This window comes from Dolichospermum circinale AWQC310F (assembly GCF_000426925.1).
Taxonomy (GTDB): domain Bacteria; phylum Cyanobacteriota; class Cyanobacteriia; order Cyanobacteriales; family Nostocaceae; genus Dolichospermum; species Dolichospermum circinale.
Map to the genome: position 1 here is coordinate 1 of NZ_KE384687.1, position 25,995 is coordinate 25,995.

Below are 25,995 nucleotides of genomic sequence, written 5' to 3' on the forward strand. Positions count from 1 at the left end.
CTTTGCACTTAACCTTCATTTTCTCAAAAGCAGTCATGGTAAAGGTTAGATAGTTTTCGGAGATGTCTATTGAACAAATCTATCGCGGTTTAAATCTTGAACCAGAGAATGGGGAATAATAAAAGCATTACCTAACTAGGGCTTGCTGAATAAACACCGTGACAAATCAATGACTTGAGGGGGATAGAAGATGAATAGGTGCAAGAAAAAGAGTTAAAATGGGTAAAAACCCTTGCATTAAAGCTTAATAAGATATATAAAAAAGCGCAAGAACAAGAAACAGCACCAGAAAAAATCTCGGCGACAGCAGCCATAAAAAAACCCACCTGCGCGGGTTTCCAGTGGAAAGTTAGCAAAGGTGGTTGAAAATCAATGAAATTGAAAATTTAGCTACAAAATGTTTTAGCAGTTCACAAACAAGTTGTAAACTGCTATCAAAACGGGATTGTGTTTTTCTAAATGGGCAGTACCAGACTCGAACTGATGACATCCTGCTTGTAAGGCAGGCGCTCTACCAACTGAGCTAACCGCCCGTTTTCTTCACTCAATTAATATAGCATAGGCTTTGAAAATTTTGCAAGTCTTTTGAGAAAATTTTTTTTGAGGATTGGGAAAGGCTGATGTGAACGGGATTGAGCTATACTAATTGAGGGTTTTACTGTTAATTTGATATTTTTAATTTGCCAAGATGCCCTCTGGTCAAACGCACGATCGCATTACTATCTGGTCTATGCCTGTTGTGGCGGGTATAACGTTGATTTCCACTCACAGCAGTAATATGACTTTGTTAGTGGCGGGTGGGTTTATGTTTGGGGGGCTGATGTTTGGTCCGGATTTGGATATTTACTCCCGTCAATTTCAGCGTTGGGGTGTTCTGCGGTGGATTTGGCTACCTTATCAAAAAAGTCTGCGCCATCGGTCTTTTTTATCTCACGGTCCGATTATTGGTACAACATTAAGGGTGGTGTATCTGACAACTTTTTTAGCATTGGTGGCCATTGTGCTGGTGATGATTTTCACCAAGTTGGGAAATGTGGCTTGGAACTGGGGCGAAGTGTGGGGAACTGTGGGGAAGACCATCTATATATATTATGGAGAATTTTTTGCCCTCTTTGTCGGCTGTGAACTCGGTGCAATGAGCCATTCCTGTAGTGATTGGACTGTTTCCGGTTATAAACGATTTCAAAAACAGGGTATTCAAGGTTTACTTCCCCGTGGCAAAATTAAGAAACGTAAAGTTAGCCCCAGTCGTCGCAGTGTCAAAAAGCGGTAAAAATATGGCAGTTAATCAGACTTTAGAGGCATTACAAGAGTTAATAAATGTAGTAGCAAAATTGCGATCTCCCCAAGGTTGTCCTTGGGACTTGGCACAAACCCCATCAAGTCTAACTCCCTATGTAATTGAAGAGGCTTATGAGGTAGTAGACGCGATTCAAACTGGGGATAAACAGGCTATTGCTGAAGAATTAGGTGATTTATTATTACAAGTAGTACTACAGGCGCAAATTGCCAGTGAAGCGGGTGATTTTTCTCTGCAAGAAGTAGCTGAAGGTATTGCTCAAAAGTTAATACGTCGTCATCCTCATGTATTTGCTGATGTGACTGTAGAAAGTATGGAAGAGGTACACAAAAATTGGGAAATGATTAAAGCAGCAGAAAAAGGAGAAACTGTAGAAGAACAAAAACTCAGTCATAAATTAAATCGTTATCGTCGCAGTCTTCCCCCCTTAAATGCGGCCATGAAGATATCTGAAAAAGCTGCTCAGGTTGGTTTTGAGTGGAATAATGTAGGTGAAGTTTGGGGCAAATTTCATGAAGAGTTAGGGGAATTTCAACAGGCTTTAGCTGAGGAAACCAAAGAAAGACAAGAATCCGAATTAGGTGATTTACTATTTGCCATTATTCAAATTGCCAGATGGCATAAACTTGATCCTAGTGCGGGTTTACAAGGGACAAGTCAGCGATTTATTCAAAGGTTGCAAAAAATGGAGGATGTGATTGAACGTCCGTTGACAGATTATAGTTTAGAAGAATTAGAGTCCCTGTGGCAACAGGCTAAAGCTCAACTTGGTCACTAGGTGCTAAATATACCTTACTTACAGGCAACAATTTACAGCAATTGCAATGTTATATCCAGATAAGAAAGAAGCTTACTTGAGTTTAATTGAATGGAGTAATATACCTGCTAATTCGGTATCAGTATTTGAAAAAACGCTATAGTTATGTACTGCCAATGAATATTCCAAAATTCCCACTTTTTCCTATGCAAAAAAACGCCATTATTGGTGATAAAATTAAGTTTAGCTGATTTATACTCACTCAAACTACATCTCACCTTAAATTGCTCGGCTTTAATCCTCTAATCTATGTCTTACTATAAGTCTTGCTATAAATATTTCGTAATCAGTAGAACTTACGCAAGTGTCAAAGAACATATTTAATACTGTTAGCGCAGTGTATCCTCCTGAGAAAAGTGACTGAGCTTTACGCTTACTTAGTGTTTCTGTAAGATGAAGTAGTTTATATTGGAATTTTGAATTAATCTCAATGGCTGTATTTTCTCACATTACTGTTAAAGTTCCCGCCACGACTGCAAATTTGGGTCCGGGTTTTGATTGCATTGGTGCAGCTTTGAAGCTTTACAATGAATTTGAATTTACTACTCTTAATGTAGATGGTTTAATGATTCAAGTTTCTGGTATGGAGGCGGAAAAGGTACAAACTGATGAGAGTAATCTTTTATATCAGGCGTTTATTAAGTTATATCAGCATATAGAACAAACAGCACCATCAGTAAAAATAAGGATTAAGTTGCGTGTGCCTTTATCTAGAGGTTTGGGTAGTTCCGCGACGGCTATTATCGCTGGGTTGGTTGCAGCTAACGAATTGGCTGGTCAGCCTTTGTCTGAATTCGAGGTGATGAAATTAGCGATCGCTATGGAAGGACATCCTGATAATGTAGTACCAGCACTATTGGGTGGTTGTCGTTTGGCTGCTACTAGTAACAATTGTTGGGAAATTGGCGATATTCCCTGGCATCGAGATATAGTACCAGTGGTAGCAATTCCTGATTTTGAGTTATCCACCTCACAAGCAAGGAAGGTTCTACCCGCAGACATAAGTCGTGATGATGCGATTTTCAATATTTCTCATTTCGGTTTATTGTTACGCGGTTTAGCAACTAATCGAGAAGAATGGTTAAAAGCCGCACTACAAGATAAATTACATCAACCCTACCGTCAAGCTTTAATTCCTGGTTATGATGTTGTTAATAACGCTGCTATAAATGCTGGTGCTTATGGTATGGTAATCAGTGGTGCTGGCCCCACACTTTTGGCTTTAGTAGATACAAGCAGGGCAAAATTAGTAGAAATAGCCATGAAAAATGCTTGGTTGCAAACGGGAATCACTTCAACTGTGCGAATAGTCAACCTAGATATGCAGGGGACGACCACATTTTAAATGTTAAATAATGTTAAATTTTGTATTTTCCATTGGTAATGGGTGATGAAAAACCAATTACCAATTACCCATTATCCATTACCAGTCATAACATATATGGAGAAAATTCAGTCAGAAATAGCAGAACTGAAATCTCAAATCCAGGCACTTAGGCAAGAACGGGCTATGCTGACTAATAATCATGTAGAATTGAGCGAAAATGATTCACATTTAGCCATTGTTGAAGCTTATCGTCGTCAAGCTAGGGAAAATGCCCAATTATCTGCTGAACTTAAAGGCATAGATGATGCAATATCTTTCCTAGAAAAGCAAATAGAACAAAGGAAAGTCTATCTAAATAGGAATTTACCTATTTCTATCCGCATATCCCAACAAGAAGCACAGCTAGAAGAAGCCAAAAAAATCGCTCAAATTCATGCAGAACGGGTCAACGAACTAGCAGGTGAACTGGCCAAGGAAATTAAACTCCTCAAAACCTGCGCTGACGAACTTAGTCCTATGTATTGGCAAGTTTACTATAAACCTTTCATCACGGGCTTTAAGACCATTTCTGTTCCCTATGTTAGATCAGATTGTCAAGTGTGGACAATTGTCAACCGTATTGTTTAAGCATCCTAAACAACCTTGTGAAAATTTAAATTTATCCTTAACCGGGGAATTATAACTAAAGACAGCGACTAATGGCGCTGTTTTTTTGTTGACATCACAAAAATTTACATTTAGAATGGACTTGCACCAGACTTCAGTAGGTATTTATTACTAAAATAATCCACAAAACTGGAGATTTTCACAAGAAATCATTTACAAAAGTAAAAATTTCTTAATATAATGTAAACAAAAGCAAAACCAAAAATATATTGTCAACAGTTATGAATACAATAGAACTCCCTTGGTTATCAGCCATAATTTTCCTGCCATTAGTGGCGGCCTTGGCAATTCCGATTATTCCCGATAAAGAAGGTAAAACTGTGCGCTGGTACGGTCTGGGGGTGGCAATATTAGATTTTTCATTAATTATCTGCGCTCTTTGGCAGGGTTATGACTTGCAAAGTTCAGCCCTACAAATGACAGAAAGCTATTCCTGGATACCCCAAATTGGCTTTAACTGGTCTTTGGGGGTTGATGGTTTATCAATGCCCCTGATACTATTAACAGGCTTAATTAACACACTCGCAGTATTCGCGGCTTGGAAAGTAACCAATAAGCCGCGTTTATTTTATGCGTTGATGTTGGTAATGTACAGCGCCCAATTGGGTGTATTCCTTGCCCAAGATTTGTTAATGTTCTTTTTGATGTGGGAAATTGAGTTAGTACCCGTTTATTTGTTAATTTCCATTTGGGGAGGAGCAAACCGCCGTTACGCAGCTACCAAATTTATTATCTATACTGCTGCTGCATCCATACTTATACTAGTATCTGGTTTTGCCATGGCTTTCTATGGTGATAATTTGACCTTCAACATGACAGAATTGGGAATGAAAGAATATCCCAAAGCTTTAGAACTGGCACTATATACAGGTTTCTTAATTGCGTACGGTGTCAAATTACCTATTTTCCCCTTCCATACATGGTTGCCTGATGCTCATGGTGAAGCGTCCGCTCCTGGTTCAATAATCTTAGCGGGTGTATTGTTAAAGATGGGGGGTTATGCCCTAATTCGTTTTAATGTGGAAATGTTGGCTGATGCTCATATCACCTTTGCTCCTGTTTTAGTAGTTTTAGGTGTAGTTAATATTGTTTATGGTGCTTGTTGTGCTTTTGCACAAACTAACCTCAAACGCCGTTTGGCCTACTCTTCAATTGCCCACATGGGGTTTGTGTTAATTGGGATTGCATCTTATACAGAAATCGGTATTAATGGTGCTGTATTACAGATGGTTTCTCACGGTTTAATTGCTGCTAGTTTATTCTTTTTATCCGGTGTCACTTACGAACGTACTCACACCTTAATGATGGATAAAATGGGTGGTATGGCTAAAGTAATGCCAATAACTTTTGCGCTTTTTACCATGGGTGCAATGGCTTCTCTAGCGTTACCTGGTATGAGTGGTTTCGTCGGTGAATTGATGGTATTCTTGGGTTTTGCTACTAGTGATGTTTACAGTTCCGGCTTCAAAATTGTCATCATCTTTCTCTCAGCAGTTGGCGTGATTTTAACACCCATTTATTTACTTTCTATGCTGCGTCAAGTGTTCTATGGTGACAAGAATGAAGAATTGCATTTAGATGCTGTGGTTCTTGATATTAAGCCACGAGAGTTGTTTATTACTGCTTGTTTGTTAATTCCTATCATCGGCATTGGTTTTTATCCTAAGCTGATCACACAAGCTTATGATGTGAAAACAGTGGAAGTTGCGGCTCATGCTCGTCAAGTTTTACCAATTGTCGCTCGTCAACAACCTGCAAATTTGTACTCACAAATTTTCACCTCACCAACATTAGCTAGTTCCAAAATAGGGAATATAGTTGAATAATTATCAAGTCCAAAATGGCACTGTAGTAAATCTTAAACTTAAATATGAGGGGAATTTGCCAATAAGAAAGATCCTTGATTTTTTGAAGAAGTCAAGGATCTTCATTTTGGCGTTGCTGATTAAGAGTATGATTTTATTTCACGCAGAGGCGCTCCAGGCGCAGAGAGTAAAAGTTTCATTTCTTTGATTTTCCAATTTCATACCTCAATTCAGCAACGCCTTCATTTTTAACATATTTTTAACACTGTATGATTACAGTAATTTTTAGGTAAATAAACCACATTTTAAAGTCTCACGCCAAGGTGCAAAGTCCCAAAGCAAGAAAGGAATATAAAACAAAAGTGTGGTACAAGTACATTAAAATTGCTGTAAATCATTTGGGAATATTTACCATCCTAAACGTTTAGTAATATCGGTTGTGGTCTTGAGTTATTTACTGATTAATTTTCGACTGCCATCTGATTGTAGCATAAATTATGTTTTCTGAAAGCTCTATTTTAAAAATTACGGCATCAGTCTGAATAACCCCAACTTTTTCAAAAAGTCGGGGTTAGGTTTTAGGAATTACTTGTGTAAACCTTAATTCCATGGAGTAATAGACCTAAACTCCATCCTAATATGGGATAAATTGCCCAAAAATATCCGGGACTAACTACTAAATTTAATAACACTAAAAAACCATTAATTGCCATAAAAGCAAATAGGTGTGATTTAAATTCTTTTCGTTGTTGACTATGAGACATTTGTTCTTTTTTCACTTCTACGTTATTTTTTAACCATTCTTGTTCCGCTGCTTGCAAAGATTCTGAAGAAACACCTAATTCTGAGGCTATTTCTATTATTTGCTCTCTTGTATATTCTCCTTGTTGCTTACGTTTAAAAGCTACTTCGAGAATTTGCTGCATTTCTTCTGAATTGTAAGTCATTATCTCCACCTAAAATGGTCAAAAAATACTTGTGAGAGTTGTTTTTGCAACGGTAGCTACACAATGATTTAAAATATTTATCTGTTGTTATAGACTATTGAGAAACATATTTTATATCTAAAAAAATGATTTATATAGTATTTAAAAACACAAATATAGATGAAAGTAAAAATATCAAATGAATAATCAGTGATCAAAGTGACATAATTTGATAAAATCTAAAAGAATATAGGTCTAGTTTACACAACCAAAATGACCAATGACTAATCATTCATCTACCAAACGCTTACCTAATCAACGTTGGCAAATTGCCGCATTAAATCCAGAATTAGCCGAAAAACTGGCAAATTTAACAAATATTTCCCCCATTATCGGCCAATTATTAGTTAATCGGGGCATGGAAACTCCAGAAGATGCAAAGATCTTTTTAGAACCCGAATCTCTGATTTTACCTTCTCCCCTGGCAGAATTTCCCAATTTAGCTGCTAGTTTGGAATTATTAGAAATAGCGATCGCCAATCATGATAAAATAGCTATTTGTGGTGACTATGATGCAGATGGTATGACTAGCACTGCATTACTATTAAGAAGTCTTAGGGCTTTGGGTGCTGATATTGATTATGCTATTCCTAGTCGAATGCACGATGGTTATGGGATTAATAACCGTATTGTTCAAGAATTTTATGATGAAGGTGTCAAACTAATTCTAACTGTAGATAATGGAATTTCTGCTGTTGAACCTATTACTAAAGCCAGAGAATTAGGTTTAAAAGTTATTATCACAGATCATCATGATATTCCCGAAAAATTACCTCCAGCTAATGCAATTCTCAACCCAAAACTAATAGCTGAATCTTCTCCCTATCGGGGTGTGGCTGGTGTGGGTGTGGCTTATATTTTAGCAGTTTGTTTAGCACAACAGTTAGGGCAAATCAAAGGTTTAGTCCAACCACTTTTAGCTTTATTTACTTTGGGAACTATTGCTGATTTAGCCCCTTTAACAGGTGTAAATCGTCGCTGGGTAAAACGGGGTTTAAAGTTATTACCAAAATCTAATTTACCAGGTATACAAGCATTAATTCAAGTTGCAGGAGTGCAAGCTAGTGAAGGAGAAAAAAACCAAAATTCTAAATCTTTAAAACCGGAAGATATTGGTTTTCGATTAGGACCGCGAATTAATGCTATAGGTAGAATTGGTGATCCACAAGTTGTCATTGATCTATTGACAACTGATGATTTTAGTATCGCACTAGCTAAAGCTATTCAGTGTGAACAAACTAATACTCAACGTCAGCAAATGTGTGAGGAAATTGAACAAGAAGCTATTTCTATGGTTGAGGATTTATATATAAACTCTTTACAAAAAGACCGCGTATTAGTTATTATCAAAGATAATTGGCATCATGGTGTTATTGGTATTGTGGCTTCTCGTTTACTAGAACGTTATGGTGTTCCTGTGTTTATTGGTACTTATGAAAATCACAGCATAATTCGCGGTTCAGCGCGGGGAATTCCTGAATTTCATGTATTTGCGGCTTTAGATGGTTGTCGGGATTTATTAAATAAATTTGGGGGACACAAAGCTGCGGGAGGATTTTCTTTACCAGCAGTAAATTTACCAGAATTTCGATTGCGGTTGTCGGAATTTGCAAATAGATATTTAGAAATTCAACACCTCAAACCTCTTTTAAAAATTGATGCTCAAATTAATCTTCACGAAATTAATCAGGATCTTTTTCAACAATTGAATATTCTCCATCCCTGTGGTATTGATAATTCAGACCCTATATTTTGGACTCCTAATGTCCAAGTCATTGAACAAAAAATCGTTGGTAAGGGTCATATTAAATTAACTGTAGTTCAAAATATTGACAATAGCTTCGTGAAAATTCAAGGAATAGCATGGCGCTGGGGTGATTATTTTCCTTTACCATCAAGATTAGATATTGCTTACAAATTGCGGGAAAATAACTTTAATGGTAAAGTTAATATTGAAATTGAGTTAATTGGTGCAAAACTCCCAAATCATATTCTCAAACTTTTCACTAATTCATCAAATTTATCAACGGTGAGTTTTGAATATCAACAGCGTCAATATACTTGTGGAATTTATGACAATGGCATGGGTAAAGAATTAAGGGTGAAAAATTCTGAAGGTAAGGTTTTAGTGATGCGGCCAGATGATAAATTTGGTCTGTTGGGTTTCAACCGCGAAAATGCGGCACAGGTAAACTTATCTCAACCTATATATGAGGGAATTATTGAAAATGCAATGCGGGCTTTATCAACTTGTGTTGCGAATTAAAGATTTAAAACTTTTTTAAGCGGGGATTTAACCCCGGTTATTATCAATGGGTAATAGTGTTTAGATAAACTGTTACCTATTACCCATTAACTAATTTACAGGTTGCCGTTGCGAAATGCTAGGACAAAGATGACTATAGGACCTGAAATCACAATTAGTCCCACGCAAGTTAACTGTAAGACAACTTCCCAATTGATGTTAGCTAAAATGTCCATTTTTTCCTCCCAATGATTTAATGGTTTAAAAAGATTTAATAATTTCATAGCCAAACCCGTAATTCATCATATCTTTTTAGGGGATCTAAAATTTAATTTAGTTCACAAAATTATAGAAAAAGTCATAAAAAAGTAAAATAGCAGGAATAGCAGAAGGTTAAAAATATGGCTACTTGGCAATGTATATCTCAGTGTGGGGCTTGCTGTAACTTAACACCAGCGGATCGTCCAGATTTAGAAGAGTATCTTTCACCACCGGATTTAGAACTTTATCTCAGTATGGTAGGGGAAGGGGGATGGTGTGTAAATTATGATCATGGTACAAGGGAATGTAAAATTTATCCTCACCGTCCTCGGTTTTGTCGTGTAGAAGCGGAAATTTTTGCGGAGATGTATGGTATTGAAGCAGAGGATGTAAATGATTTTGCGATTGATTGCTGTCGTCAGCAGATTGAAGGGGTTTATGGCGATCGCAGTTTAGAACAAATCCGTTTTGATCAAGCTGTCGGTTTTTGACTATCTCAGAATAGATACAAGTAACCATCATCCATCCTTTTTACGTCTGCGAGATTCATAAGATTCTCGAAAACGAGGTTCATCAGGCAATAGTTCCATCGCTTTGCTATAAGCTTGAAGAATCTCAGTTTCAGATGCCCGTAATGAATTTAATGTTTTTGCTAAATCAAACCAACACCAAGCATTTCTGACTTTATCATCAGATAATTGAATGGCACGACGAAGTAATTCTACAGCCTCCCGATTTAATCGTCTTTTTGTGTGCATATCTCTGTTTATTTTCGAGAGATTAATTTTAGTTTGAGCATATTCCTGAAGAGATTTAGGATCATCTTTGATAAATTCATAATTATCGGCAAAAATTCTGTGAGCTTCCTGAAAACGCTTGGCACGTTTATATAGAATTGCTAACTCTACTGTATCATCAACTTGTATGGGTAGAGGAGCTTGTTCTAAAATTACTGAAGCTTCATTAAATTTTCTTTGATCTAAAAGAATTTTTGCCATAGCAGTGTAAGGCAAATGACGATCCATAATAGTCAAGTCAGATTCAATATCCCTAAACAGTTTCTCTGCTATCGAAAAATCACCTAATGATGTTCTATATTCAATAATTTGAGCGATTAATGCTCCCGATTTGGGAACTCGACTCAGGGATGATTCTAAATTTAATATAGCTCTTTGTCGTTCACCTACAGCCCATAAATGAGAACTTTCTCTTAGTGCATGAATAACTATATATTGTGGATGTGCTGGTAATGTTACGCGAAAGTAAGTTCGTGTTTCATCAAAATCAAAGCTGGGATCTGGAGAACCATTTTCTGTCATCTTGCGGCGAATTTTAGGAATACCAGTTCCTCTAGCTTCTGCCAAATCTAAATCCTTTAAAAAATCACCAATTCTCCGATTACGATAAGGAACAGGAGGAATCATTGCCTTTGGTTGAAAATGTTTCATTTCAATACCTGGAACTGGTCCAGGATAGCTAATAATCTCTAAACGATCAGGATAAAGATAAACTTTTACTGGTTCTTGAACCCCGTCATAACTACGATGGTAAACCGCATTCACTAAAGCTTCTTCCATAGCTTCATAAGGAAAAGCAACAGTTCTCTGAGCCGTTGATTGATTTGGAACTTTACGAACCATCGTTGTACTAAAGTTATTCAAATAATCTAAAGCTTGACGAAGTTGATGATGTAATGGTCCGCGAAATATTTTTTCTTCTATTAAATTTCCTCCGGCATCATCACCAAATTGTACAATCTCAATTCTTGCACCAGGGAAATATTGCTCTGGATTATCAACAAAGAATAATAAAGCAATATTTCTTGGTACTTCATGACTATTAATTGGTGTAGTAATTCGCATATTTCGATATAGGTCTAATTCGGGAATTACATTACCTGGTGCAACTAATTCACTCTTTATATCTGATAGGAAATTTCTGACCAGAGTTGGAGAAATGACATCAATAGACACGGCCGAATTACGACGATCATCAAATGGAACTTTTGCCGCCATTTGCATTAATTGAGTTAATATATCACCTCTAGCTTCAACAGTTTCACTTCCTTGTCGAACATAGTATGCTCTGTCTCTGCCGCTTAATGTTTTCGGAGCTTGATATGGACGAACATCCCCTCCTGACACCCAAATTACTAATATCTGCTTATCTTGATATATTTCAGGAGAAATAACTGGCTGATGTTCTGGATCAATTCGCTTGCAATTACCACGAATCCATTTCTGAATTTCATCTAAATTTTGATCTTCTAGTCCATGGGGAGGAAGAATAGGCTGACCGTTTTTATCTTCGATGCCAATAATTATATACCCACCATTTAAGTTGAAAAAATCATTGGCAAAAGCACAAATACTATGCAATACACTTTCTGCAATTGGCTGTGACCAAGTTTTTTTAAATTCTCTCCTCACGGACTCAACCGAGCGAGCGTGAATTAGATCTTCAAGATTAATAGGTAATATTTTCATACTTATTTTAAGTTTGCATAATATAACAACTGAGTCTGTATCAATCTACTCGCAGTAGCACTTTATTATCTCTATCGAAGTGTTTATATATAAATATATTAAAAAATCCTGTTGCAATTTATGATAACAATATGAGAAAATGAAAGGAATATGAAAACAACTGAAAGACCAAACTAACGACCGTGAAAATTGATACTGCACCATTCAGCATTCCTAAATTATCTGCAACCGAAAACCAGTCACATCAGCCTATAGTTAAGGATGATCCCAAAGGCAAAACATCTGTATTTATGGTCTTTGGGACAACCTTTATAACGATTTTTCTCGCGGAAATTGGTGATAAAACTCAACTTTCCACCCTGTTAATGAGTGCGGAATCCCATGCCCCTTGGGTAGTTTTTCTCGGTTCTGGTGTAGCATTAATTACTACTAGTTTATTAGGAGTATTATTAGGTGGTTGGATTTCTACGAAACTCAGCCCTAAAACGGTTGAAAAATCAGCCGGGGTTATGTTGCTACTAATTTCCCTGATGTTGGTCTGGGATGTCATTCAAGGTTAGTTTTTGTAATGTAATATTGTCAATTGAGGAAAATATGGACTGGAATCTTTTAGGGTTAAGCTTTGTGACAGTGTTTTTATCAGAATTAGGTGATAAGAGTCAGTTAGCAGCGATCGCTCTTTCTGGACAAGGACAATCTCGAAAGGCTATATTTTTTGGTACAGCTGGTGCTTTAGTCTTAACTAGTCTTTTGGGAGCATTAGCCGGTGGTGCGGTATCCGAGTTTTTACCTACACACATTTTAAAAGCGATCGCTGCCGTCGGGTTTGCTATCCTCGCTATCCGTCTACTCTTACCTAACACTGATGAGGCTTAGACTTCCCGCCAACACCAATTCAAAAGTATACCTCCTGCTATAACCTTAAAAGCCTCTAGCAGGAAGTAACCGCTGTGTAATAAGTTCATGATTGCCGGAACAGGTCCACTAGCGATCAAGCTGAAATTAGCTCCTAGAGCGCACATTTGGGGAGTTAAGAAATAAGTATCTAGTAATGCGACTGTTAACAATATTCCAGATAATGCAATACTACCCAAACGCCAATGAGATTGAGTTTTGCTAATAGCCAATACAGAAGTTAAAACCACAGTAGCAGCTAATAATTCTAGGCGATTAAAATTCCAAAAAACTACATAACCTGCTACAGAAAAACTAGCTTCGTTCATCATGCCAGCAAAGTAAAGACTAGGCATAATTACCCAATCTAAAACCAGACTAGCACTCAGCCAAAAGCCCAAAGTCAAGAGAATGGCTATTTGCCAAGTTGAGCGTTTAAATTCCAGATTAGAAATAGCGTTCATAAAAATAATTGCTTTGTTGTATTCCTAGTATCTAACTAAGAGAAGAATTTGACAACAAATATAAATTAATTGTTACAAACCCAAAATTTTAGTTATTAGTAGATAGATTTGTTAACAAATTTGAAGTTTGATTAAGAAATAATTGAGAATAGCAATATTTTACGTATTCCTTATTTACCGGTGAGTTTTCAGGAAACAGACAAGGGATAAAGCCATCAATATTTTTAATTATTTATTAACAATGTTTACTAAAAATAAAATAGTATTTTCATGTCGAATTAGGTTCGACATAGGACTCAGATTTGATTAGGTATTAATGAAGATATACGTTGATTTTTCACAAGGAATATCAGGAAATGAAGTGCGGGATATGAGCTAGAAAATCCTCAGCTATTTTTTCCACTTCTTGACGGTTAATTTTCCCTTGGTTATTACGGGGTAATTTAGCTAGGGAAATCCAATGTTTAGGAATTTTGAATTTACTCAGTTGATTTTTTAGTTGGGTTTGAATTTCTCTATGGGAAATATTTTCATCTTTGGGAACATAAATCGCTGTTAATGCTTGTCCCCAATATTTATCAGTTATTCCAATTACACAAACATCAGTTACCATTTGAGTTTTTCTAATCGCTGTTTCAACTTCTAGGGGGTAAATATTTTCCCCACCAGTAATGATTTTGTCGCTATTTCTGCCCATGATATGTAAATAGTTTTGATTGTCTAAAAAACCCATATCATCAACTACAAAATTCTTTCTATTTTCCCATATTTGTGGATAATAACCTAATGCTAATGATTTACTTTGAATATTTATATTTCCTGGTTGATTATCAATGATGATTTTAGCATGAGGAAGAATTTTACCACTATTAAATTTACCTTTTAAAAATTCATCAGGTTTAAGAGTTGCAATTTGAGAAGCGGTTTCTGTCATTCCATAAGTAGGTGCTAATCTAATTTGATGAAATCTCGCTTTTTCTAATATTTCTTCCCAAGGTGGCGCACCCCCTAAAAAAACAGTAGCAAATTTTGATAGCCATTGGGTTAATTCTGGACTTTGCAGGAGTTTTTGTAATTGGGTGGGAACTAAAGATATAAAAAATTCTGCTGGGTTAATATTTGGTATTTCACAAGTTTCTAATTTTTTAGATGTGGTAATTACTAATTTACCTCCCGTTGTCAAAGAACGCATAAATTGCATTAATCCACTCACATGATATAATGGTAATATACAAAATGAATTAACTGAATTTATGGCAAAATATTCTGTAAATCCTTCCACAGACGCTGTTAATGTTTCCCATGTATGAATAGCAAATTTAATCTTTCCTGATGAACCACCAGTAGGAATCATAATAGTATTATTAATTGGTAATTCATAATTAGTAATTACTGATTTTAAAAAGTTATTTTCTCTTCCTAAAACTATATCTGGTTGGACTAAATTAAAAACTTGTTCCCATTCATCTTCACCCCAATCTGGGTTACAAAGAAAAACTGGACATTCAGCCGCACAAGCAGCAATAAAACTGGCTATAAATCTCACTGGTGATCTTTCCGCAATCATGATTTTTGGAGTTGACAACTGGGTTATTTTTAAATATAATTCTGTTGCTATCCGTGGTAATTCCTGGCTATGATCACAAATCAGCCAATTATGATTTTGGACATTATCTAAAAGGTTTTCCATAGATTTTCTAACCAGTTTAATTCTTGTTCTTCAAAAAAGTGATTAATACCAAAACCAACAGCACGGTTATTTTTAGATAGTTCTGCTGCTAATTGTAATGAGGCTTGTCTCCCAATTTCTGTTTCAAATACAGATGAAAATACAACGTCAATTTGATGTTTTTTGCAAAACTCTTTTAACCTAGATGGTGAACCAAATATTGCCGGTTTAATCACAAAAATTCCTCCCCAACCGTGTTCAAAGCATGATTTTAATTGTTGGAGATTGGCGATAGATTCATCTAAGGCTATAGGAGTGGAATATAAATTACTTAATTCCCGCATTTCTCTAAATTTATTTGGTGGTAAAGGTTGTTCGATAAATTCGATTTTAGGTAAGAATTTATCACACTTATTCAACCATAATTCAGCCTGTTGATATGTAAGTCCACCATTAGCATCTAAACGTAATTTGGCTGAATTTGGTAAGCTGGAAATTAGTAAATCAAATATTTCTAACTCCTTAGTTATATCATCAACAGCAATTTTCCATTTGAATGTTTTATATCCTTGTTCCCATAAGCTATTCCATTGATTTAAAGCTAAATTTCCCGCTGATAATAAGCCGCTGTAGGTAAAATTTAAATTAGCATCTAGCGATTGGAAATCACGGCTACACAAACGAAACCCACCTGCGTGGGTTGAAGATTCAAAAGCAAATTGACAAGCTGGTAAGTTATCGGGAATGGTAAAAATTATCTCTTTGGTAATTGTTTTTGGAAGTTGACGACAAAAATCTAAAGCTTGTTCTATGGTTTCTGAACCAAACCAAGAAATGGGGGAGATTTCTCCCCAAGTAACATGATTTTCCCCATTAATTAAGCGAATAATTACGCTTTCGCGGATTTCCCAAACCCCATGATTAGTAATAATAGGATTTGTGAATTTTTGGCTAAAGTAACGAAAAGAAAATTGATAAATCATTAGGTACTTGCAAATAAAAAAACCTCTCGACCTCTCATTTCTCCGTGTTCTCTGTGTCTCTGTGGTTTTTTCCTGATTCAGATCACTTATTTCCCGAAAATTCCTTAACCAAATATAAATCCTAAACCTAAAAATAAGCAACTTAAAAAATGAACATTAATAGCGATAAATTTAGAATTACTAACTTTATCTGGTTGGTGATGATTTTCTAAAACGTGACGACATAATTTCACCGCAAAAGGTAAACTCAAGAAACTTAATAATGTGCAAATTGGGAAAATATTCAAGATGACAAACAGCAATATTAAAGGATAAATAATAGTAGTAAATACCACTAAAACCTTTGCACCTGCTTGAGTTCCTAAGCGGACAATTGGAGATTTTTTCCCTGCGGCTATGTCATCTGCAACTTGATGAAAATGGGAACAAAATAGCACTAAACTGGTAACAATGCCTAAAATTATGGAAGCTGCTAAATTCGTACTAGACCAGGTTTGAGTTTGGCTATAATAGGCTGCACCCATACCCAAAGGACCAAAGGCAAAAAAACAGAGAATTTCGCCTAAACCTTGGTATCCTAGACGAAAAGGAGGACCTTGGTAGATATAGCCCAAACCGCAGCATAATAAAATTATGCCGATAATTGTCGGATCTTTTTGCCAAAGAGCGATCGCTATTATTCCCAACAAACCCAAACCTAAACACAGGTTTCCCACCCAAAACATTAGGGTTTTATTACCAGTTAAATTCACCAATGAATGATGTTTATTCTGATCAATTCCTGTTTCGGCATCAAATACATCATTACTAATATTTTCCCATGCTAAAATTAGAATTGATGCAGCGATAAATAGAGAAAATATTGTGAGATTAAAAATCTTTGTTTCCCTAAATGCTACAGCCGAACCTACCCAAATCGGCATAATAGCAACACTGTACATTGGCGGTTTAATTGCCGCCATCCATAGTTTACCTTGAGGTGGTGAAATTTGATTTGAAGTCATCGGTTTTGATTAGTTAAATTACCAGAATTTTAGTTGTCAATTAGATCTTATAATTTTATCCGGCACTTGACCAGTCATTTTAGATTTGAGAGTTGGCTTGTTTATCTGTTTATATCCTACTCTTGTCGGTGTAATCAATCTAAAATTGTTTAACTTTGGTAAATTACCAAAAAATGCTAATTTTATGATTATAGGTTCACATCCTACAATAAAATCTGCTATCTTGTCACCAAAACAGGATAAACTCCCGAATCACCCTTAGTCTATGCTGGTTAATGGTAACTGAATTATGTTACCTATAGAAATACCATCATGACTTATGACATTTTAGGAAGATAACTTAATAAAAATTAACTTATACATCCATGACCATTTCACCATGTCGCAGCCACACCTTTGTAGACTACAAATACCTCAATCAATTACTATTAGAGGTTCAAGAAAATTGCTGTCTTCATAAGAATAGTAAAATTGTTAGCATTCCCGTGGAGATTGGTTTAGTTGATCCTTTGCTGGTTTTCGATAAATTTAGTCAAAAAAACACCAAAAACTTTTATTTTGAAAATAGAAGTAATGGTGAAGCGATCGCAGCAATTGATACTGTAGATAAAATAGAAATTTTTGGTAAAAATAGATTTATAAAATCAGAAGAATTTATCAAAAATTGTCTGAAAAATATAATTTCTATTTCTCTGCAAAATCAAACCTTTTCCCAACCTCATTTTTTTTGTACTTTCAGTTTTTTTGATCAGCATGAACAAGCCGATTATCCATTTGCTTCTGCTACGGTTTTCTTGCCTTGTTGGCAAATTGTATTAAGAAATAATTGCTGCACATTAATAATGAATACAATTATTAATTCTCAGGTAAATGTTACAAAATTATTAGATAATTTACAAGGCCATTTAAAAATTATTAAATCTTTGATAAATTACTCCATAAGTATTGATAAATTTTCCTTAAATCGCTATAGAAAAATTACTAAAAATGGTGATAAATTTAAAAATTCAGTCTCATCAATTTTAGAAATCATTCAATCTCAACATTTAAGCAAAATTGTTTTAGCTGATACCTTGGATGTCAGCAACAATCAGGATTTTAACTTACTACAATCTTTAAATAATCTGCGTCAATTGCATCCTAATTGTCATGTATTTTCTACCAGTAATGGTCAAGGACAAAACTTTATTGGTGCTAGTCCAGAACGGCTAATTAGTATTCACAAACAACAGTTAATTACTGATGCTTTGGCAGGTTCAGCACCGAGAGGTAAAACACCTATAGAAGATGCTGCAAATGCTAACAACTTAGTTAATAATACTAAAGAAAAACACGAGCATCAACTTGTTCTGGATTTTATTACTCAACATTTATCTCAACTAGGTTTATTCCCACAAGTTTTAGCTCCCAGACTCCGACAATTATCCAATATCCAGCATTTATGGACACCAATTACTGCTGTAGTCCCGACTAATATTCATCCCTTACAAATCATTTCTAAACTGCATCCCACACCAGCAGTTGCCGGTGCAGCAAGAGATATTGCTTGTACCGAAATTCGCCGTTATGAAAATTTTGAAAGAGGTTTATATGCAGCACCTTTAGGTTGGGTAGACGGAGAAGGAAATTGTGAATTTATTGTCGGAATTCGTTCGGCTTTAATTGATGGTAATTATGCTAGACTTTATGCAGGTGCGGGTATTGTTGCCGGCTCAGATCCTCAAAAGGAATTTGCAGAAGTGCAACTTAAACTACAAGCTTTATTAAAAGCCTTGGTTTAACATTTTTATCATTACCTCGTTTACCTCGTTCCTAGAATCTCCTCTAGTCACTAGCCACAGAGTCCGCAATAAGCATTCCCAGTCAGAGAATGGGAACGAGATTTTCACAATAAGATTTTAACAACAATATGATTATAAATCTCGATGACTAAATGATTTTGCATTTGCACCAGTGTAAGTTTTCACAATATGTCCATTACCAGACATTTGATATTTGTATGTGATCAAACCCTCCAAACCAACAGGTCCACGAGGTGGCATTTGTTGGGTACTAATTCCCACTTCTGCACCGAAACCATAGCGAAAACCATCAGCAAACCGGGTAGAACAATTATGATAAACTCCCGCTGCATTTACTAACCCTTGGAAAGTTTCTGCTGCTGTGATATCTTCTGTAATAATTGCTTCTGTATGCCGAGAACCATAATTATTAATATGGGATATTGCTTCTGTTAAAGAATCCACAATTTTTATGGCTAAAATTAAATCACTGTATTCTGTTCTCCAGTCTTCTTCTGTCGCGGCGGCAATATTAGGTAAAATTTGTAAACTGCGTTCATCTCCTCTTAATTCTACATTTTGTGCTGCTAAAGCTGCAGCAATTTGAGGGAGAAATTCCCCCGCAATACTACTATGAATTAGCAATGTTTCAATGGCATTACAAGCAGCAGGATATTGAATTTTAGAATCTACAGTAATACTAATAGCTTTGTCAATATCCGCTTTTTCATCTACATAAATATGACAAATTCCATCAGCATGACCTAATACTGGAATCCGAGTATTATCCTGCACAAATTTCACAAAAGCATTAGAACCCCTGGGAATAATTAAATCTACATATTTATCTAATTGCAACAGTTCTAATATTTCTTCCCTAGTTGTTAACAATTGCACCGCGTCAGCATTAACCCCAGTCTGAGATAATCCTTGTTTAATAGCTTTCACTATCGCTTCGCAAGAATTTAACGCTTCCTTACCACCTTTGAGAATTACACCATTACCTGATTTAATTGCTAAAGAAACAATTTGAATAGCTGCTTCAGGACGCGCTTCAAAAATAATCCCTAAAACACCCAAGGGACAAGTAATACGTTTAAGAATTAAGCCACTGTCAATTTCTCGATTAATTTGTACCTGGCCAATTGGATCATCTAGTTTACCAACATCTCGCACACCCGCGATCGCATCTCTTAATTTATGTTCATCTAATTGCAACCTTTTATAAAGAGGTTTAGCGATTCCTGCCGCTGTTGCTGCTTGACAATCAGCCAAATTTGCTTGCAAAATATCATCCTTAGCTGATTCTAACCCCTGAGCGATCGCTTCAATCGCTTGATTTTTCTCTTCAGTGGAAAGAATGGCCAGCTTACTTGCAGCTTGACGAGTTTGTTGAGCAATCGCACGTAGAGGAGAAGCAATGTTAAGACTAGTCATAGCACCTAATATCTTTCAAATGTAGCCACAAGTTGTTTATTCCCATCCTATCAATTTTCCCGTTGTGCATTTACTAGGTTAATGAGCGATCTGATCTTGTCAGCTAGATTTTGAGCAAAAATTAGCTATTTCAGCTAATTTTTACCCAATTTTCAGAAATTCACCAAATCAAGTTTAGAGACTTAACCTTGTCGAACCCGACGCTCAAATTCTGCGGAAGTTTTTCCAACCACATCCAATGCTAAGGGATATATATCATTGTGATCCTGCTTTAACCAGCCTAAGAGATTCGCAATCTGAGCATTTCGTAAATCTAAATCAGTCTGAAAAATGATTGAAGTGGCCATCGCTTCAGCATATTGACGTGGATGACCTTTCTGTACAAAAGTGTTCACTAAAGCAGTTAAAGCTTCCTGTGGCACATTAGCAGGATTTCCTTCTGTGGACATAATTTTTGAAAAAAATAAACTTAATAAATTAGAGTAATTTATCTAAACAAGTAGATGCCATTAGTAACATTACTTAATTTCCTCCATGTCAGCCTAAGGACACTTACGTAAGCTTACTGAAAATAAGCTCAACCTATTGACAAAATACATAAAATATGAATTATGCTCTCGCGGTATTTAAAGGTGATTTTTCGATGATTTATTAGGGAAGCCTTTGTTGCTTTACCCATAAGCTGTTCATCCCAACCTAATTTACAAAAGCCTTGTAAAACCCAGAATAATTCATCATTACTAACCTTTATTTATACAAATAAAACATGATCATACTTGATTTTTTGGACAGGAATCAATAATTTAATCCAAATAAAATCAGAAATATTATCTAGATTTTTTCAGTAGTACGGATGCGGTACTCATGTCCTTTTAATGGCTTTTTGGCTCATAAACTTTACATTTATTTACAGAAAAGTTCTTTACATCTTCAGAAATCAGTGATATTCATATAAATGTGGGTCGAGCGAAATGCTCAACCGAAAATCAAAACAACAACAAGGACTTAAAACAATGGCAGTTGAAAAAACCAATTCTTCCTCCAGCTTGGCAGAAGTTATTGACAGAATCTTAGACAAAGGTATCGTAATTGATGCTTGGGTTCGTGTTTCCTTAGTTGGTATCGAATTACTAGCAATTGAAGCTCGGATCGTTATCGCTTCCGTTGAAACCTACTTGAAATATGCTGAAGCAGTTGGTTTAACCCAATCCGCAGCAGTACCTGCTTAATTTTAATAGCGAATATTCAGAATTAAATTGATGTTTGATTCTGATATTGATTCTGCTTTTTTTAATTATCTATAGATTTGGAAATCAAGATTTCTCAAAGGATATTACAAAGAAGTATGAATCCTTAAAATACATTCACTGAAAAAATTGCCAGTGAATGTATTTGATGCCAGTTTACTATTTTATTTTCTGGAGAATTTCATGATTTCTTTAATGGCAAGAATCCGACAAGAGCATCAGTCAATAGCTGAGAAGGTTGCTCAACTGGCTCTAGAGACTAATGAGTTCTTGTCCGCTACCGCAGATCAAAGACAAGCTCAAGCTCAAAAACAAGCTCAAGAATTGCTAGACTTCCACAAAGAACTTCAAGCAACAACTGAGCAGTTCTTATCAGAAACAACCCAAGCAAGACAAGCTCAAGCTCAAAAACAAGCTCAAGAATTGCTAGACTTCCACAAAGAACTTCAAGCAACAACTGAGCAGTTCTTATCAGAAACAACCCAAGCAAGACAAGCTCAAGCTCAAAAACAAGCTCAAGAATTGCTAGACTTCCACAAAGAACTTCAAGCAACAACTGAGCAGTTCTTGTCAGAAACAGCTAAAGCCAGATTTGCTCAAGCTCAAAAACAAGCTCAAGAATTGTTAGCATTCTATCAAGAACTTCGAGCGACAACCGAGCAATTCTTATCAGAAACAGCTAAAGCCAGATTTGCTCAAGCTCAAAAACAAGCTCAAGAATTGCTAGACTTCCACAAAGAACTTCAAGCAACAACTGAGCAGTTCTTATCAGAAACAGCTAAAGCTAGATTTGCTCAAGCTAAACAACAGAAGGAATCTCTCGTTAAGTTCCGTCAAGATTTGTTTGTAAGTATCTTTGGTTAATCTATACTCTGAATAATTCAGTTTATTGGAGAATAGGGTTACATAATAAAACCCCCAATCTTACAGTTAAAAGACTGGCAAGATGAGGGGGTAATTAATAAAATTCAACAACAACAAGTTTTGGTGTGAGAGTTAGGAAGTCTATATTTATACTATGTTTTTGTTAGAGTAAACAATTAGTTAGAATTAATGCCTCTAACCTGATAAAAATAGGCATCCTACCGCATCAAACCAATGATATGATATTAGCGCATAAATTTTAAAAAAGCATTATATCATTCTTTTTTTCTACCCATCTTAATTTTCTCTTAACTGTTTACCATATTCAACTTATGAGCATCACCAAGGTTAATCATAAAAGAGCGGTTCTTCGGCTTCGTCCAGGTCAGTTTGTAGTCACACCTGCCATTGAGCGAGTAGTAATTCGGGCCCTGCGCTATCTCAGATCAGGGTTTCCTATTCACCTCCGCGGACCTGCAGGGACAGGAAAAACAACTTTGGGTATGCACTTGGCTAACTGTCTTGACAGACCAGTGATGTTACTGTTTGGAGATGACCAATTTAAAAGTTCGGATTTAATTGGTAGTGAATCCGGTTATACCCACAAAAAATTACTCGATAACTATATACACAGCGTTGTTAAAGTCGAAGATGAATTTAAGCAAAATTGGGTTGATTCCCGATTAACTTTAGCTTGTCGTGAAGGCTTTACTTTAGTATATGACGAATTTAACCGTTCACGTCCTGAAGTTAATAACGTCCTACTGTCAGCATTAGAAGAAAAAATTCTCAGTCTTCCTCCCAGCAGTAATCAGCCAGAATACCTGAGTGTTAATCCCCAGTTTCGGGTGATTTTTACATCAAATCCAGAAGAATATTGCGGGGTTCACTCGACGCAAGATGCTCTAATGGATAGATTGGTTACCATTAATATGCCTGAGCCAGATGAGATCACTCAAACAGAAATATTAATTCAGAAAACAAACATAGGCCGAGAATCTGCTAACCTAATAGTTAGATTAGTCAAATCATTTCGTCTGGCTACAGGGGCAGAAAAAACTTCCGGTTTACGGTCTTGTTTAATGATTGCTAAAGTCTGTGCGGATCATGATATTCCGGCTTCAATAGAAGATTTAGATTTTCGAGAAATTGCTATGGACATTCTGTTTAACCGCGCTCAGTTGTCTATCAGCGAATCCACTGATATTTTTATGGGATTACTTGATCAATTCTCAGCCGAAGAAATCAAGGTACTAAATGACACCCAGTTCTCTGCCGATGAACTTTTGATTAACAGTTCCCAGTTTACAACCCAAGAATTAGTTACTCAGCCAAATACAGAACTGGCCAGTGATATTGCCCAGGAGCTACGCAAAACAGAACAAAATTAGGGTATTAACCTTACGCAATAATAGGGTTTTCACTCATATCTTGTGTAAGTCCTGTTCCTTGTAAAAATTAAGTTTGCAACTACCTGGTTAAGCAAAAAAGTGAAGGATGAACGGGAATTCAAAAAGCCTTAAACATAGAGCGCGACATGAGCGTAAAAGCTCTATGTTCTTTGCATAAAAATTTTTAGCTTGCAAAGTCAATCGTGTTTATACCATTCAAGAGTTTAATCATTTGTGAATTCTAATCCAACACTGCCTACACGTCATCAAACAAACTCAAGTCGAACTATTAATACATCTACCCAAGGTTCGACTTTAGCGGACATTCTCGAAAGGGTTTTAGATAAAGGGATTGTGATTGCTGGAGATATTTCTATATCTATCGCGTCCACCGAACTGATAAATATTCGGATTCGCCTGTTGATTTCCTCCGTGGATAAAGCCAAGGAAATGGGCATCAATTGGTGGGAAAACGATCCTTACCTCAGCGCTAAGGCTCAAGGTTTGGTTGCAGAAAATGAACAACTTCGGCATCGTTTAGAAACTCTAGAATCCAAACTAAATTTGCTAACATCTTCTAGTAGTCTCAAAGAGGAAATTCCTTTACCAACAGATACTAAAGATGATTTTTTTCAAGAGAAGGAGGATAATCTATCACCTTTACATGCACCGATTGAAGTTCTAGATTTTCAAGCTCAAACCAGTCAAGAAGATTCATCACCTGTAGATACACAAGTGGAAATTATAGATCTCCAAGTTGAAGAGAATCAAGAAACTCCATTATCTTTAAACCCAACCATAGAAATTACAGATTTCCAATCAGAAACTAGTGAAGAAACTTCAACGATAGATCTCCAAGTTGAAAGTAATCAAGAAACTCCATTATCTTTAAACCCAACCATAGAAATTACGTATTTTCAACCGGAAACTAGTGAAGAAACTTCAACGATAGAACCAACGATTGACCTTTAACCTCAACTGAAAATGTAGAAGTTATGAGTTATCCACATCTAATTAATCAAAGCTGAGACTTTTAAAACTTTAATAGTCAACTTGTATCAAAGACATTTAAAACTTTAGGTTGCATCATCAAAATGCTTTGCACTCCAGCTGATAACTTCGACGAGTCACTGACTACCGTTTCTAAATCTAAGAATGAAGCCGGTTTAGCCCCTTTGCTTTTGACTGTATTAGAATTGCTGCGTCAGTTGATGGAAGCTCAAGTAATTCGGCGTATGGAAGAGAATTTACTCAGTGAATCTGAATTAGAACGGGCAGCAGACAGTATTCAAAAGTTAGAAGAACAAATATTACATTTGTGTGAGACTTTTGAAGTTGACCCAGCAGAGTTGAATGTAAATTTGGGAGATTTTGGTACTCTTTTACCACAATCTGGCTCTTATTATCCAGGAGAAACTGGTAGTCGCCCTTCCGTACTGGAATTACTAGATCGGCTTTTAAATACCGGAGTTGTTCTAGACGGTGAAATAGATCTAGGTCTAGCTCAACTTGATCTTATTCACGCTAAATTACGATTAGTTCTGACATCAAAACCAATTTAATACTAGTTTATCAGTCCTAATTTTAGGTTTAATTTATTTAAAACTTATGAACACAGATTTGGCGCATAAAAATTTTGGTCTTTATTTGTATGGCATTTTCCCAGACACAATTCCTGAAACTCTTGAGATTAAAGGATTGGATGGAAAATCTGTTCATAGCCAAGTAGTTGATGGGTTTACTTTTTTATATTCACAGGCCTGTCAAGAAAAATATTTGGCTTCTCGCCGTAATTTGTTAGCTCATGAAAGAGTTTTAGAGCAAACAATGCATGAAGGTTTTCATGTTCTTTTACCTTTGCGGTTTGGATTAGTTGTTAAAGATTGGGAAACAATCATGAACCAACTAATTAATCCTCACAAAGAACAATTACATAAATTGTTTGAAAAATTGGCAGGACAAAGAGAGGTAAGCATTAAAATTCTGTGGGATGCTAAGGCTGAATTGCAAGCCATGATGGAGTCTAATCATGAGTTGAGGCAGCAGCGCGACAACATGGAAGGTAAAAAGCTAACTATGGAGGAAGTGATTCAAATAGGACAATCAATTGAAAGTAATTTGCAAGCCCGCAAACAAGCTGTAATTGAAGTCTTCACCAGAGAGCTAAATCCTTTAGCTCAAGAAATTGTAGTCAGTGACCCCATGACGGAAGAAATGATTTACAATGCAGCCTTTTTGATTCCCTGGGATAGCGAACCTCTCTTTAGCGAACGCGTCGAAGCGATTGACAAAAAGTTTGGTACGCGCCTACGTATTCGCTACAACAATTTTACTGCCCCTTATACATTTGCCCTGCTTGATTCATAGG

26 protein-coding genes and 1 tRNA gene are annotated in these 25,995 nt (G+C 36.1%); 17 read left to right on the plus strand and 10 right to left on the minus strand.

Going from position 1 to position 25,995, the window contains the following annotated elements:
- Nucleotides 1-198 precede the first annotated feature (198 nt).
- Nucleotides 199-366: a hypothetical protein gene (locus ACIR310F_RS25660; protein ID WP_155963808.1), complete on the plus strand. Its 168-nt coding sequence runs from the start codon at nucleotides 199-201 to the stop codon at nucleotides 364-366.
- A gap of 94 nt (nucleotides 367-460) precedes the next feature.
- Here ACIR310F_RS25660 and ACIR310F_RS0113345 read toward each other — a convergent pair.
- Nucleotides 461-533, minus strand: a tRNA-Val gene (locus ACIR310F_RS0113345).
- A gap of 155 nt (nucleotides 534-688) precedes the next feature.
- On the opposite strand from ACIR310F_RS0113345, the gene ACIR310F_RS0113350 reads away from it, so the two are divergent.
- The 5 genes from ACIR310F_RS0113350 to ACIR310F_RS0113370 all read left to right on the plus strand — a co-directional run bounded on the left by ACIR310F_RS0113350 (nucleotide 689) and on the right by ACIR310F_RS0113370 (nucleotide 5,936).
- Nucleotides 689-1,273, plus strand: a complete 585-nt coding sequence (locus tag ACIR310F_RS0113350; protein WP_028084256.1) for a metal-binding protein — start codon at nucleotides 689-691, stop codon at nucleotides 1,271-1,273.
- Nucleotides 1,274-1,277: 4 nt separating this feature from the next.
- On the plus strand, nucleotides 1,278-2,078 hold the full coding sequence (gene mazG, locus ACIR310F_RS0113355; RefSeq protein WP_028084257.1) for a nucleoside triphosphate pyrophosphohydrolase: 801 nt from the start codon (nucleotides 1,278-1,280) through the stop codon (nucleotides 2,076-2,078).
- Nucleotides 2,079-2,547: 469 nt separating this feature from the next.
- A complete protein-coding gene (gene thrB, locus ACIR310F_RS0113360; RefSeq protein WP_028084258.1) occupies nucleotides 2,548-3,462 on the plus strand; it encodes a homoserine kinase in 915 nt (304 codons plus the stop codon).
- 96 nt (nucleotides 3,463-3,558) lie between these two features.
- Nucleotides 3,559-4,071, plus strand: coding sequence for an AAA family ATPase (locus tag ACIR310F_RS0113365; protein ID WP_028084259.1), 513 nt, complete (start codon nucleotides 3,559-3,561; stop codon nucleotides 4,069-4,071).
- Between the two features lie 260 nt (nucleotides 4,072-4,331).
- The gene (locus ACIR310F_RS0113370) at nucleotides 4,332-5,936 is read left to right on the plus strand and encodes an NAD(P)H-quinone oxidoreductase subunit 4 (RefSeq protein ID WP_028084260.1); all 1,605 of its coding nucleotides are present in this window, start codon (nucleotides 4,332-4,334) and stop codon (nucleotides 5,934-5,936) included.
- 557 nt (nucleotides 5,937-6,493) lie between these two features.
- Here ACIR310F_RS0113370 and ACIR310F_RS0113380 read toward each other — a convergent pair.
- Complete coding sequence (locus ACIR310F_RS0113380; protein ID WP_028084262.1) at nucleotides 6,494-6,862, minus strand: 2TM domain-containing protein; 369 nt, start codon at nucleotides 6,860-6,862, stop codon at nucleotides 6,494-6,496.
- Nucleotides 6,863-7,121: 259 nt separating this feature from the next.
- On the opposite strand from ACIR310F_RS0113380, the gene recJ reads away from it, so the two are divergent.
- Nucleotides 7,122-9,167 (plus strand): single-stranded-DNA-specific exonuclease RecJ, encoded by a 2,046-nt coding sequence (recJ, locus tag ACIR310F_RS0113385; RefSeq protein WP_028084263.1) that lies wholly within the window; start codon nucleotides 7,122-7,124, stop codon nucleotides 9,165-9,167.
- 95 nt (nucleotides 9,168-9,262) lie between these two features.
- Here the strand turns inward: recJ and psb30 are convergent, their stop codons facing one another.
- Nucleotides 9,263-9,382: a photosystem II reaction center protein Ycf12/Psb30 gene (psb30, locus tag ACIR310F_RS0113390; RefSeq protein ID WP_028084264.1), complete on the minus strand. Its 120-nt coding sequence runs from the start codon at nucleotides 9,380-9,382 to the stop codon at nucleotides 9,263-9,265.
- Between the two features lie 165 nt (nucleotides 9,383-9,547).
- Here psb30 and ACIR310F_RS0113395 point away from each other — a divergent pair, with 165 nt between their 5' ends.
- Nucleotides 9,548-9,898, plus strand: a complete 351-nt coding sequence (locus ACIR310F_RS0113395) for a YkgJ family cysteine cluster protein (protein ID WP_028084265.1) — start codon at nucleotides 9,548-9,550, stop codon at nucleotides 9,896-9,898.
- A 27-nt stretch (nucleotides 9,899-9,925) separates the two neighbouring features.
- Here the strand turns inward: ACIR310F_RS0113395 and ACIR310F_RS23700 are convergent, their stop codons facing one another.
- On the minus strand, nucleotides 9,926-11,893 hold the full coding sequence (locus ACIR310F_RS23700; RefSeq protein WP_051289631.1) for an RNA-binding domain-containing protein: 1,968 nt from the start codon (nucleotides 11,891-11,893) through the stop codon (nucleotides 9,926-9,928).
- Nucleotides 11,894-12,075: 182 nt separating this feature from the next.
- Between ACIR310F_RS23700 and ACIR310F_RS0113405 the strand changes: the two genes are divergently transcribed.
- Both ACIR310F_RS0113405 and ACIR310F_RS0113410 read left to right on the plus strand, forming a co-directional pair.
- Nucleotides 12,076-12,453, plus strand: a complete 378-nt coding sequence (locus ACIR310F_RS0113405; protein WP_028084266.1) for a TMEM165/GDT1 family protein — start codon at nucleotides 12,076-12,078, stop codon at nucleotides 12,451-12,453.
- A gap of 34 nt (nucleotides 12,454-12,487) precedes the next feature.
- On the plus strand, nucleotides 12,488-12,769 hold the full coding sequence (locus tag ACIR310F_RS0113410; protein WP_028084267.1) for a TMEM165/GDT1 family protein: 282 nt from the start codon (nucleotides 12,488-12,490) through the stop codon (nucleotides 12,767-12,769).
- On the opposite strand, the gene ACIR310F_RS0113415 is transcribed toward ACIR310F_RS0113410, so the two are convergent.
- From ACIR310F_RS0113415 to menA, 4 genes are all read right to left on the minus strand, one after another.
- The gene (locus ACIR310F_RS0113415) at nucleotides 12,766-13,251 is read right to left on the minus strand and encodes a DUF4149 domain-containing protein (protein WP_028084268.1); all 486 of its coding nucleotides are present in this window, start codon (nucleotides 13,249-13,251) and stop codon (nucleotides 12,766-12,768) included. The two genes, ACIR310F_RS0113410 and ACIR310F_RS0113415, sit on opposite strands and share 4 nt — an antisense overlap.
- 349 nt (nucleotides 13,252-13,600) lie before the next feature.
- Entirely contained in the window at nucleotides 13,601-14,941 is a 1,341-nt protein-coding gene (locus ACIR310F_RS0113420; protein ID WP_028084269.1) for a 2-succinylbenzoate--CoA ligase, read from the minus strand.
- Complete coding sequence (locus tag ACIR310F_RS0113425) at nucleotides 14,926-15,903, minus strand: o-succinylbenzoate synthase (RefSeq protein ID WP_028084270.1); 978 nt, start codon at nucleotides 15,901-15,903, stop codon at nucleotides 14,926-14,928. The genes ACIR310F_RS0113420 and ACIR310F_RS0113425 overlap by 16 nt, the downstream gene beginning before the upstream one ends.
- 104 nt (nucleotides 15,904-16,007) lie before the next feature.
- Nucleotides 16,008-16,907 carry a 2-carboxy-1,4-naphthoquinone phytyltransferase gene (gene menA, locus ACIR310F_RS0113430; protein WP_028084271.1) on the minus strand — a complete coding sequence of 300 codons (900 nt, stop codon included), beginning with the start codon at nucleotides 16,905-16,907 and terminating at the stop codon, nucleotides 16,008-16,010.
- Between the two features lie 365 nt (nucleotides 16,908-17,272).
- Here menA and ACIR310F_RS0113435 point away from each other — a divergent pair, with 365 nt between their 5' ends.
- Nucleotides 17,273-18,688 carry an isochorismate synthase gene (locus ACIR310F_RS0113435; RefSeq protein ID WP_028084272.1) on the plus strand — a complete coding sequence of 472 codons (1,416 nt, stop codon included), beginning with the start codon at nucleotides 17,273-17,275 and terminating at the stop codon, nucleotides 18,686-18,688.
- A 132-nt stretch (nucleotides 18,689-18,820) separates the two neighbouring features.
- Here the strand turns inward: ACIR310F_RS0113435 and ACIR310F_RS0113440 are convergent, their stop codons facing one another.
- Nucleotides 18,821-20,125: a glutamate-5-semialdehyde dehydrogenase gene (locus ACIR310F_RS0113440; protein ID WP_028084273.1), complete on the minus strand. Its 1,305-nt coding sequence runs from the start codon at nucleotides 20,123-20,125 to the stop codon at nucleotides 18,821-18,823.
- A gap of 182 nt (nucleotides 20,126-20,307) precedes the next feature.
- Nucleotides 20,308-20,574, minus strand: coding sequence for a hypothetical protein (locus ACIR310F_RS0113445; protein ID WP_028084274.1), 267 nt, complete (start codon nucleotides 20,572-20,574; stop codon nucleotides 20,308-20,310).
- Between the two features lie 564 nt (nucleotides 20,575-21,138).
- Between ACIR310F_RS0113445 and gvpA the strand changes: the two genes are divergently transcribed.
- From gvpA to gvpF, 6 genes are all read left to right on the plus strand, one after another.
- The gene (gene gvpA, locus ACIR310F_RS0113450) at nucleotides 21,139-21,354 is read left to right on the plus strand and encodes a gas vesicle structural protein GvpA (RefSeq protein WP_015080752.1); all 216 of its coding nucleotides are present in this window, start codon (nucleotides 21,139-21,141) and stop codon (nucleotides 21,352-21,354) included.
- A gap of 201 nt (nucleotides 21,355-21,555) precedes the next feature.
- Nucleotides 21,556-22,236: a gas vesicle protein GvpC gene (gvpC, locus tag ACIR310F_RS0113455; protein ID WP_028084275.1), complete on the plus strand. Its 681-nt coding sequence runs from the start codon at nucleotides 21,556-21,558 to the stop codon at nucleotides 22,234-22,236.
- A 332-nt stretch (nucleotides 22,237-22,568) separates the two neighbouring features.
- A complete protein-coding gene (gene gvpN / locus ACIR310F_RS22500) occupies nucleotides 22,569-23,627 on the plus strand; it encodes a gas vesicle protein GvpN (RefSeq protein WP_051289633.1) in 1,059 nt (352 codons plus the stop codon).
- Nucleotides 23,628-23,861: 234 nt separating this feature from the next.
- On the plus strand, nucleotides 23,862-24,599 hold the full coding sequence (locus ACIR310F_RS26900) for a gas vesicle protein (protein ID WP_081677596.1): 738 nt from the start codon (nucleotides 23,862-23,864) through the stop codon (nucleotides 24,597-24,599).
- Nucleotides 24,600-24,721: 122 nt separating this feature from the next.
- Nucleotides 24,722-25,189 carry a gas vesicle protein K gene (locus ACIR310F_RS0113470; RefSeq protein ID WP_035367986.1) on the plus strand — a complete coding sequence of 156 codons (468 nt, stop codon included), beginning with the start codon at nucleotides 24,722-24,724 and terminating at the stop codon, nucleotides 25,187-25,189.
- A gap of 46 nt (nucleotides 25,190-25,235) precedes the next feature.
- Nucleotides 25,236-25,994 carry a gas vesicle protein GvpF gene (gvpF, locus tag ACIR310F_RS0113475; protein ID WP_028084277.1) on the plus strand — a complete coding sequence of 253 codons (759 nt, stop codon included), beginning with the start codon at nucleotides 25,236-25,238 and terminating at the stop codon, nucleotides 25,992-25,994.
- Nucleotide 25,995 lies beyond the last annotated feature (1 nt).

Coding starts and splice junctions, on each gene's coding strand:
- ACIR310F_RS0113350 (WP_028084256.1), top strand. CDS start 689: ATGCCCTCTGGTCAAACGCACGATCGCATTACTATCTGGTCTATGCCT.
- mazG (WP_028084257.1), top strand. CDS start 1,278: ATGGCAGTTAATCAGACTTTAGAGGCATTACAAGAGTTAATAAATGTA.
- thrB (WP_028084258.1), top strand. CDS start 2,548: ATGGCTGTATTTTCTCACATTACTGTTAAAGTTCCCGCCACGACTGCA.
- ACIR310F_RS0113365 (WP_028084259.1), top strand. CDS start 3,559: ATGGAGAAAATTCAGTCAGAAATAGCAGAACTGAAATCTCAAATCCAG.
- ACIR310F_RS0113370 (WP_028084260.1), top strand. CDS start 4,332: ATGAATACAATAGAACTCCCTTGGTTATCAGCCATAATTTTCCTGCCA.
- ACIR310F_RS0113380 (WP_028084262.1), bottom strand. CDS start 6,862: ATGACTTACAATTCAGAAGAAATGCAGCAAATTCTCGAAGTAGCTTTT.
- recJ (WP_028084263.1), top strand. CDS start 7,122: ATGACTAATCATTCATCTACCAAACGCTTACCTAATCAACGTTGGCAA.
- psb30 (WP_028084264.1), bottom strand. CDS start 9,382: ATGGACATTTTAGCTAACATCAATTGGGAAGTTGTCTTACAGTTAACT.
- ACIR310F_RS0113395 (WP_028084265.1), top strand. CDS start 9,548: ATGGCTACTTGGCAATGTATATCTCAGTGTGGGGCTTGCTGTAACTTA.
- ACIR310F_RS23700 (WP_051289631.1), bottom strand. CDS start 11,893: ATGAAAATATTACCTATTAATCTTGAAGATCTAATTCACGCTCGCTCG.
- ACIR310F_RS0113410 (WP_028084267.1), top strand. CDS start 12,488: ATGGACTGGAATCTTTTAGGGTTAAGCTTTGTGACAGTGTTTTTATCA.
- ACIR310F_RS0113415 (WP_028084268.1), bottom strand. CDS start 13,251: ATGAACGCTATTTCTAATCTGGAATTTAAACGCTCAACTTGGCAAATA.
- ACIR310F_RS0113420 (WP_028084269.1), bottom strand. CDS start 14,941: ATGGAAAACCTTTTAGATAATGTCCAAAATCATAATTGGCTGATTTGT.
- ACIR310F_RS0113425 (WP_028084270.1), bottom strand. CDS start 15,903: ATGATTTATCAATTTTCTTTTCGTTACTTTAGCCAAAAATTCACAAAT.
- menA (WP_028084271.1), bottom strand. CDS start 16,907: ATGACTTCAAATCAAATTTCACCACCTCAAGGTAAACTATGGATGGCG.
- ACIR310F_RS0113435 (WP_028084272.1), top strand. CDS start 17,273: ATGACCATTTCACCATGTCGCAGCCACACCTTTGTAGACTACAAATAC.
- ACIR310F_RS0113440 (WP_028084273.1), bottom strand. CDS start 20,125: ATGACTAGTCTTAACATTGCTTCTCCTCTACGTGCGATTGCTCAACAA.
- ACIR310F_RS0113445 (WP_028084274.1), bottom strand. CDS start 20,574: ATGTCCACAGAAGGAAATCCTGCTAATGTGCCACAGGAAGCTTTAACT.
- gvpA (WP_015080752.1), top strand. CDS start 21,139: ATGGCAGTTGAAAAAACCAATTCTTCCTCCAGCTTGGCAGAAGTTATT.
- gvpC (WP_028084275.1), top strand. CDS start 21,556: ATGATTTCTTTAATGGCAAGAATCCGACAAGAGCATCAGTCAATAGCT.
- gvpN (WP_051289633.1), top strand. CDS start 22,569: ATGAGCATCACCAAGGTTAATCATAAAAGAGCGGTTCTTCGGCTTCGT.
- ACIR310F_RS0113470 (WP_035367986.1), top strand. CDS start 24,722: ATGCTTTGCACTCCAGCTGATAACTTCGACGAGTCACTGACTACCGTT.
- gvpF (WP_028084277.1), top strand. CDS start 25,236: ATGAACACAGATTTGGCGCATAAAAATTTTGGTCTTTATTTGTATGGC.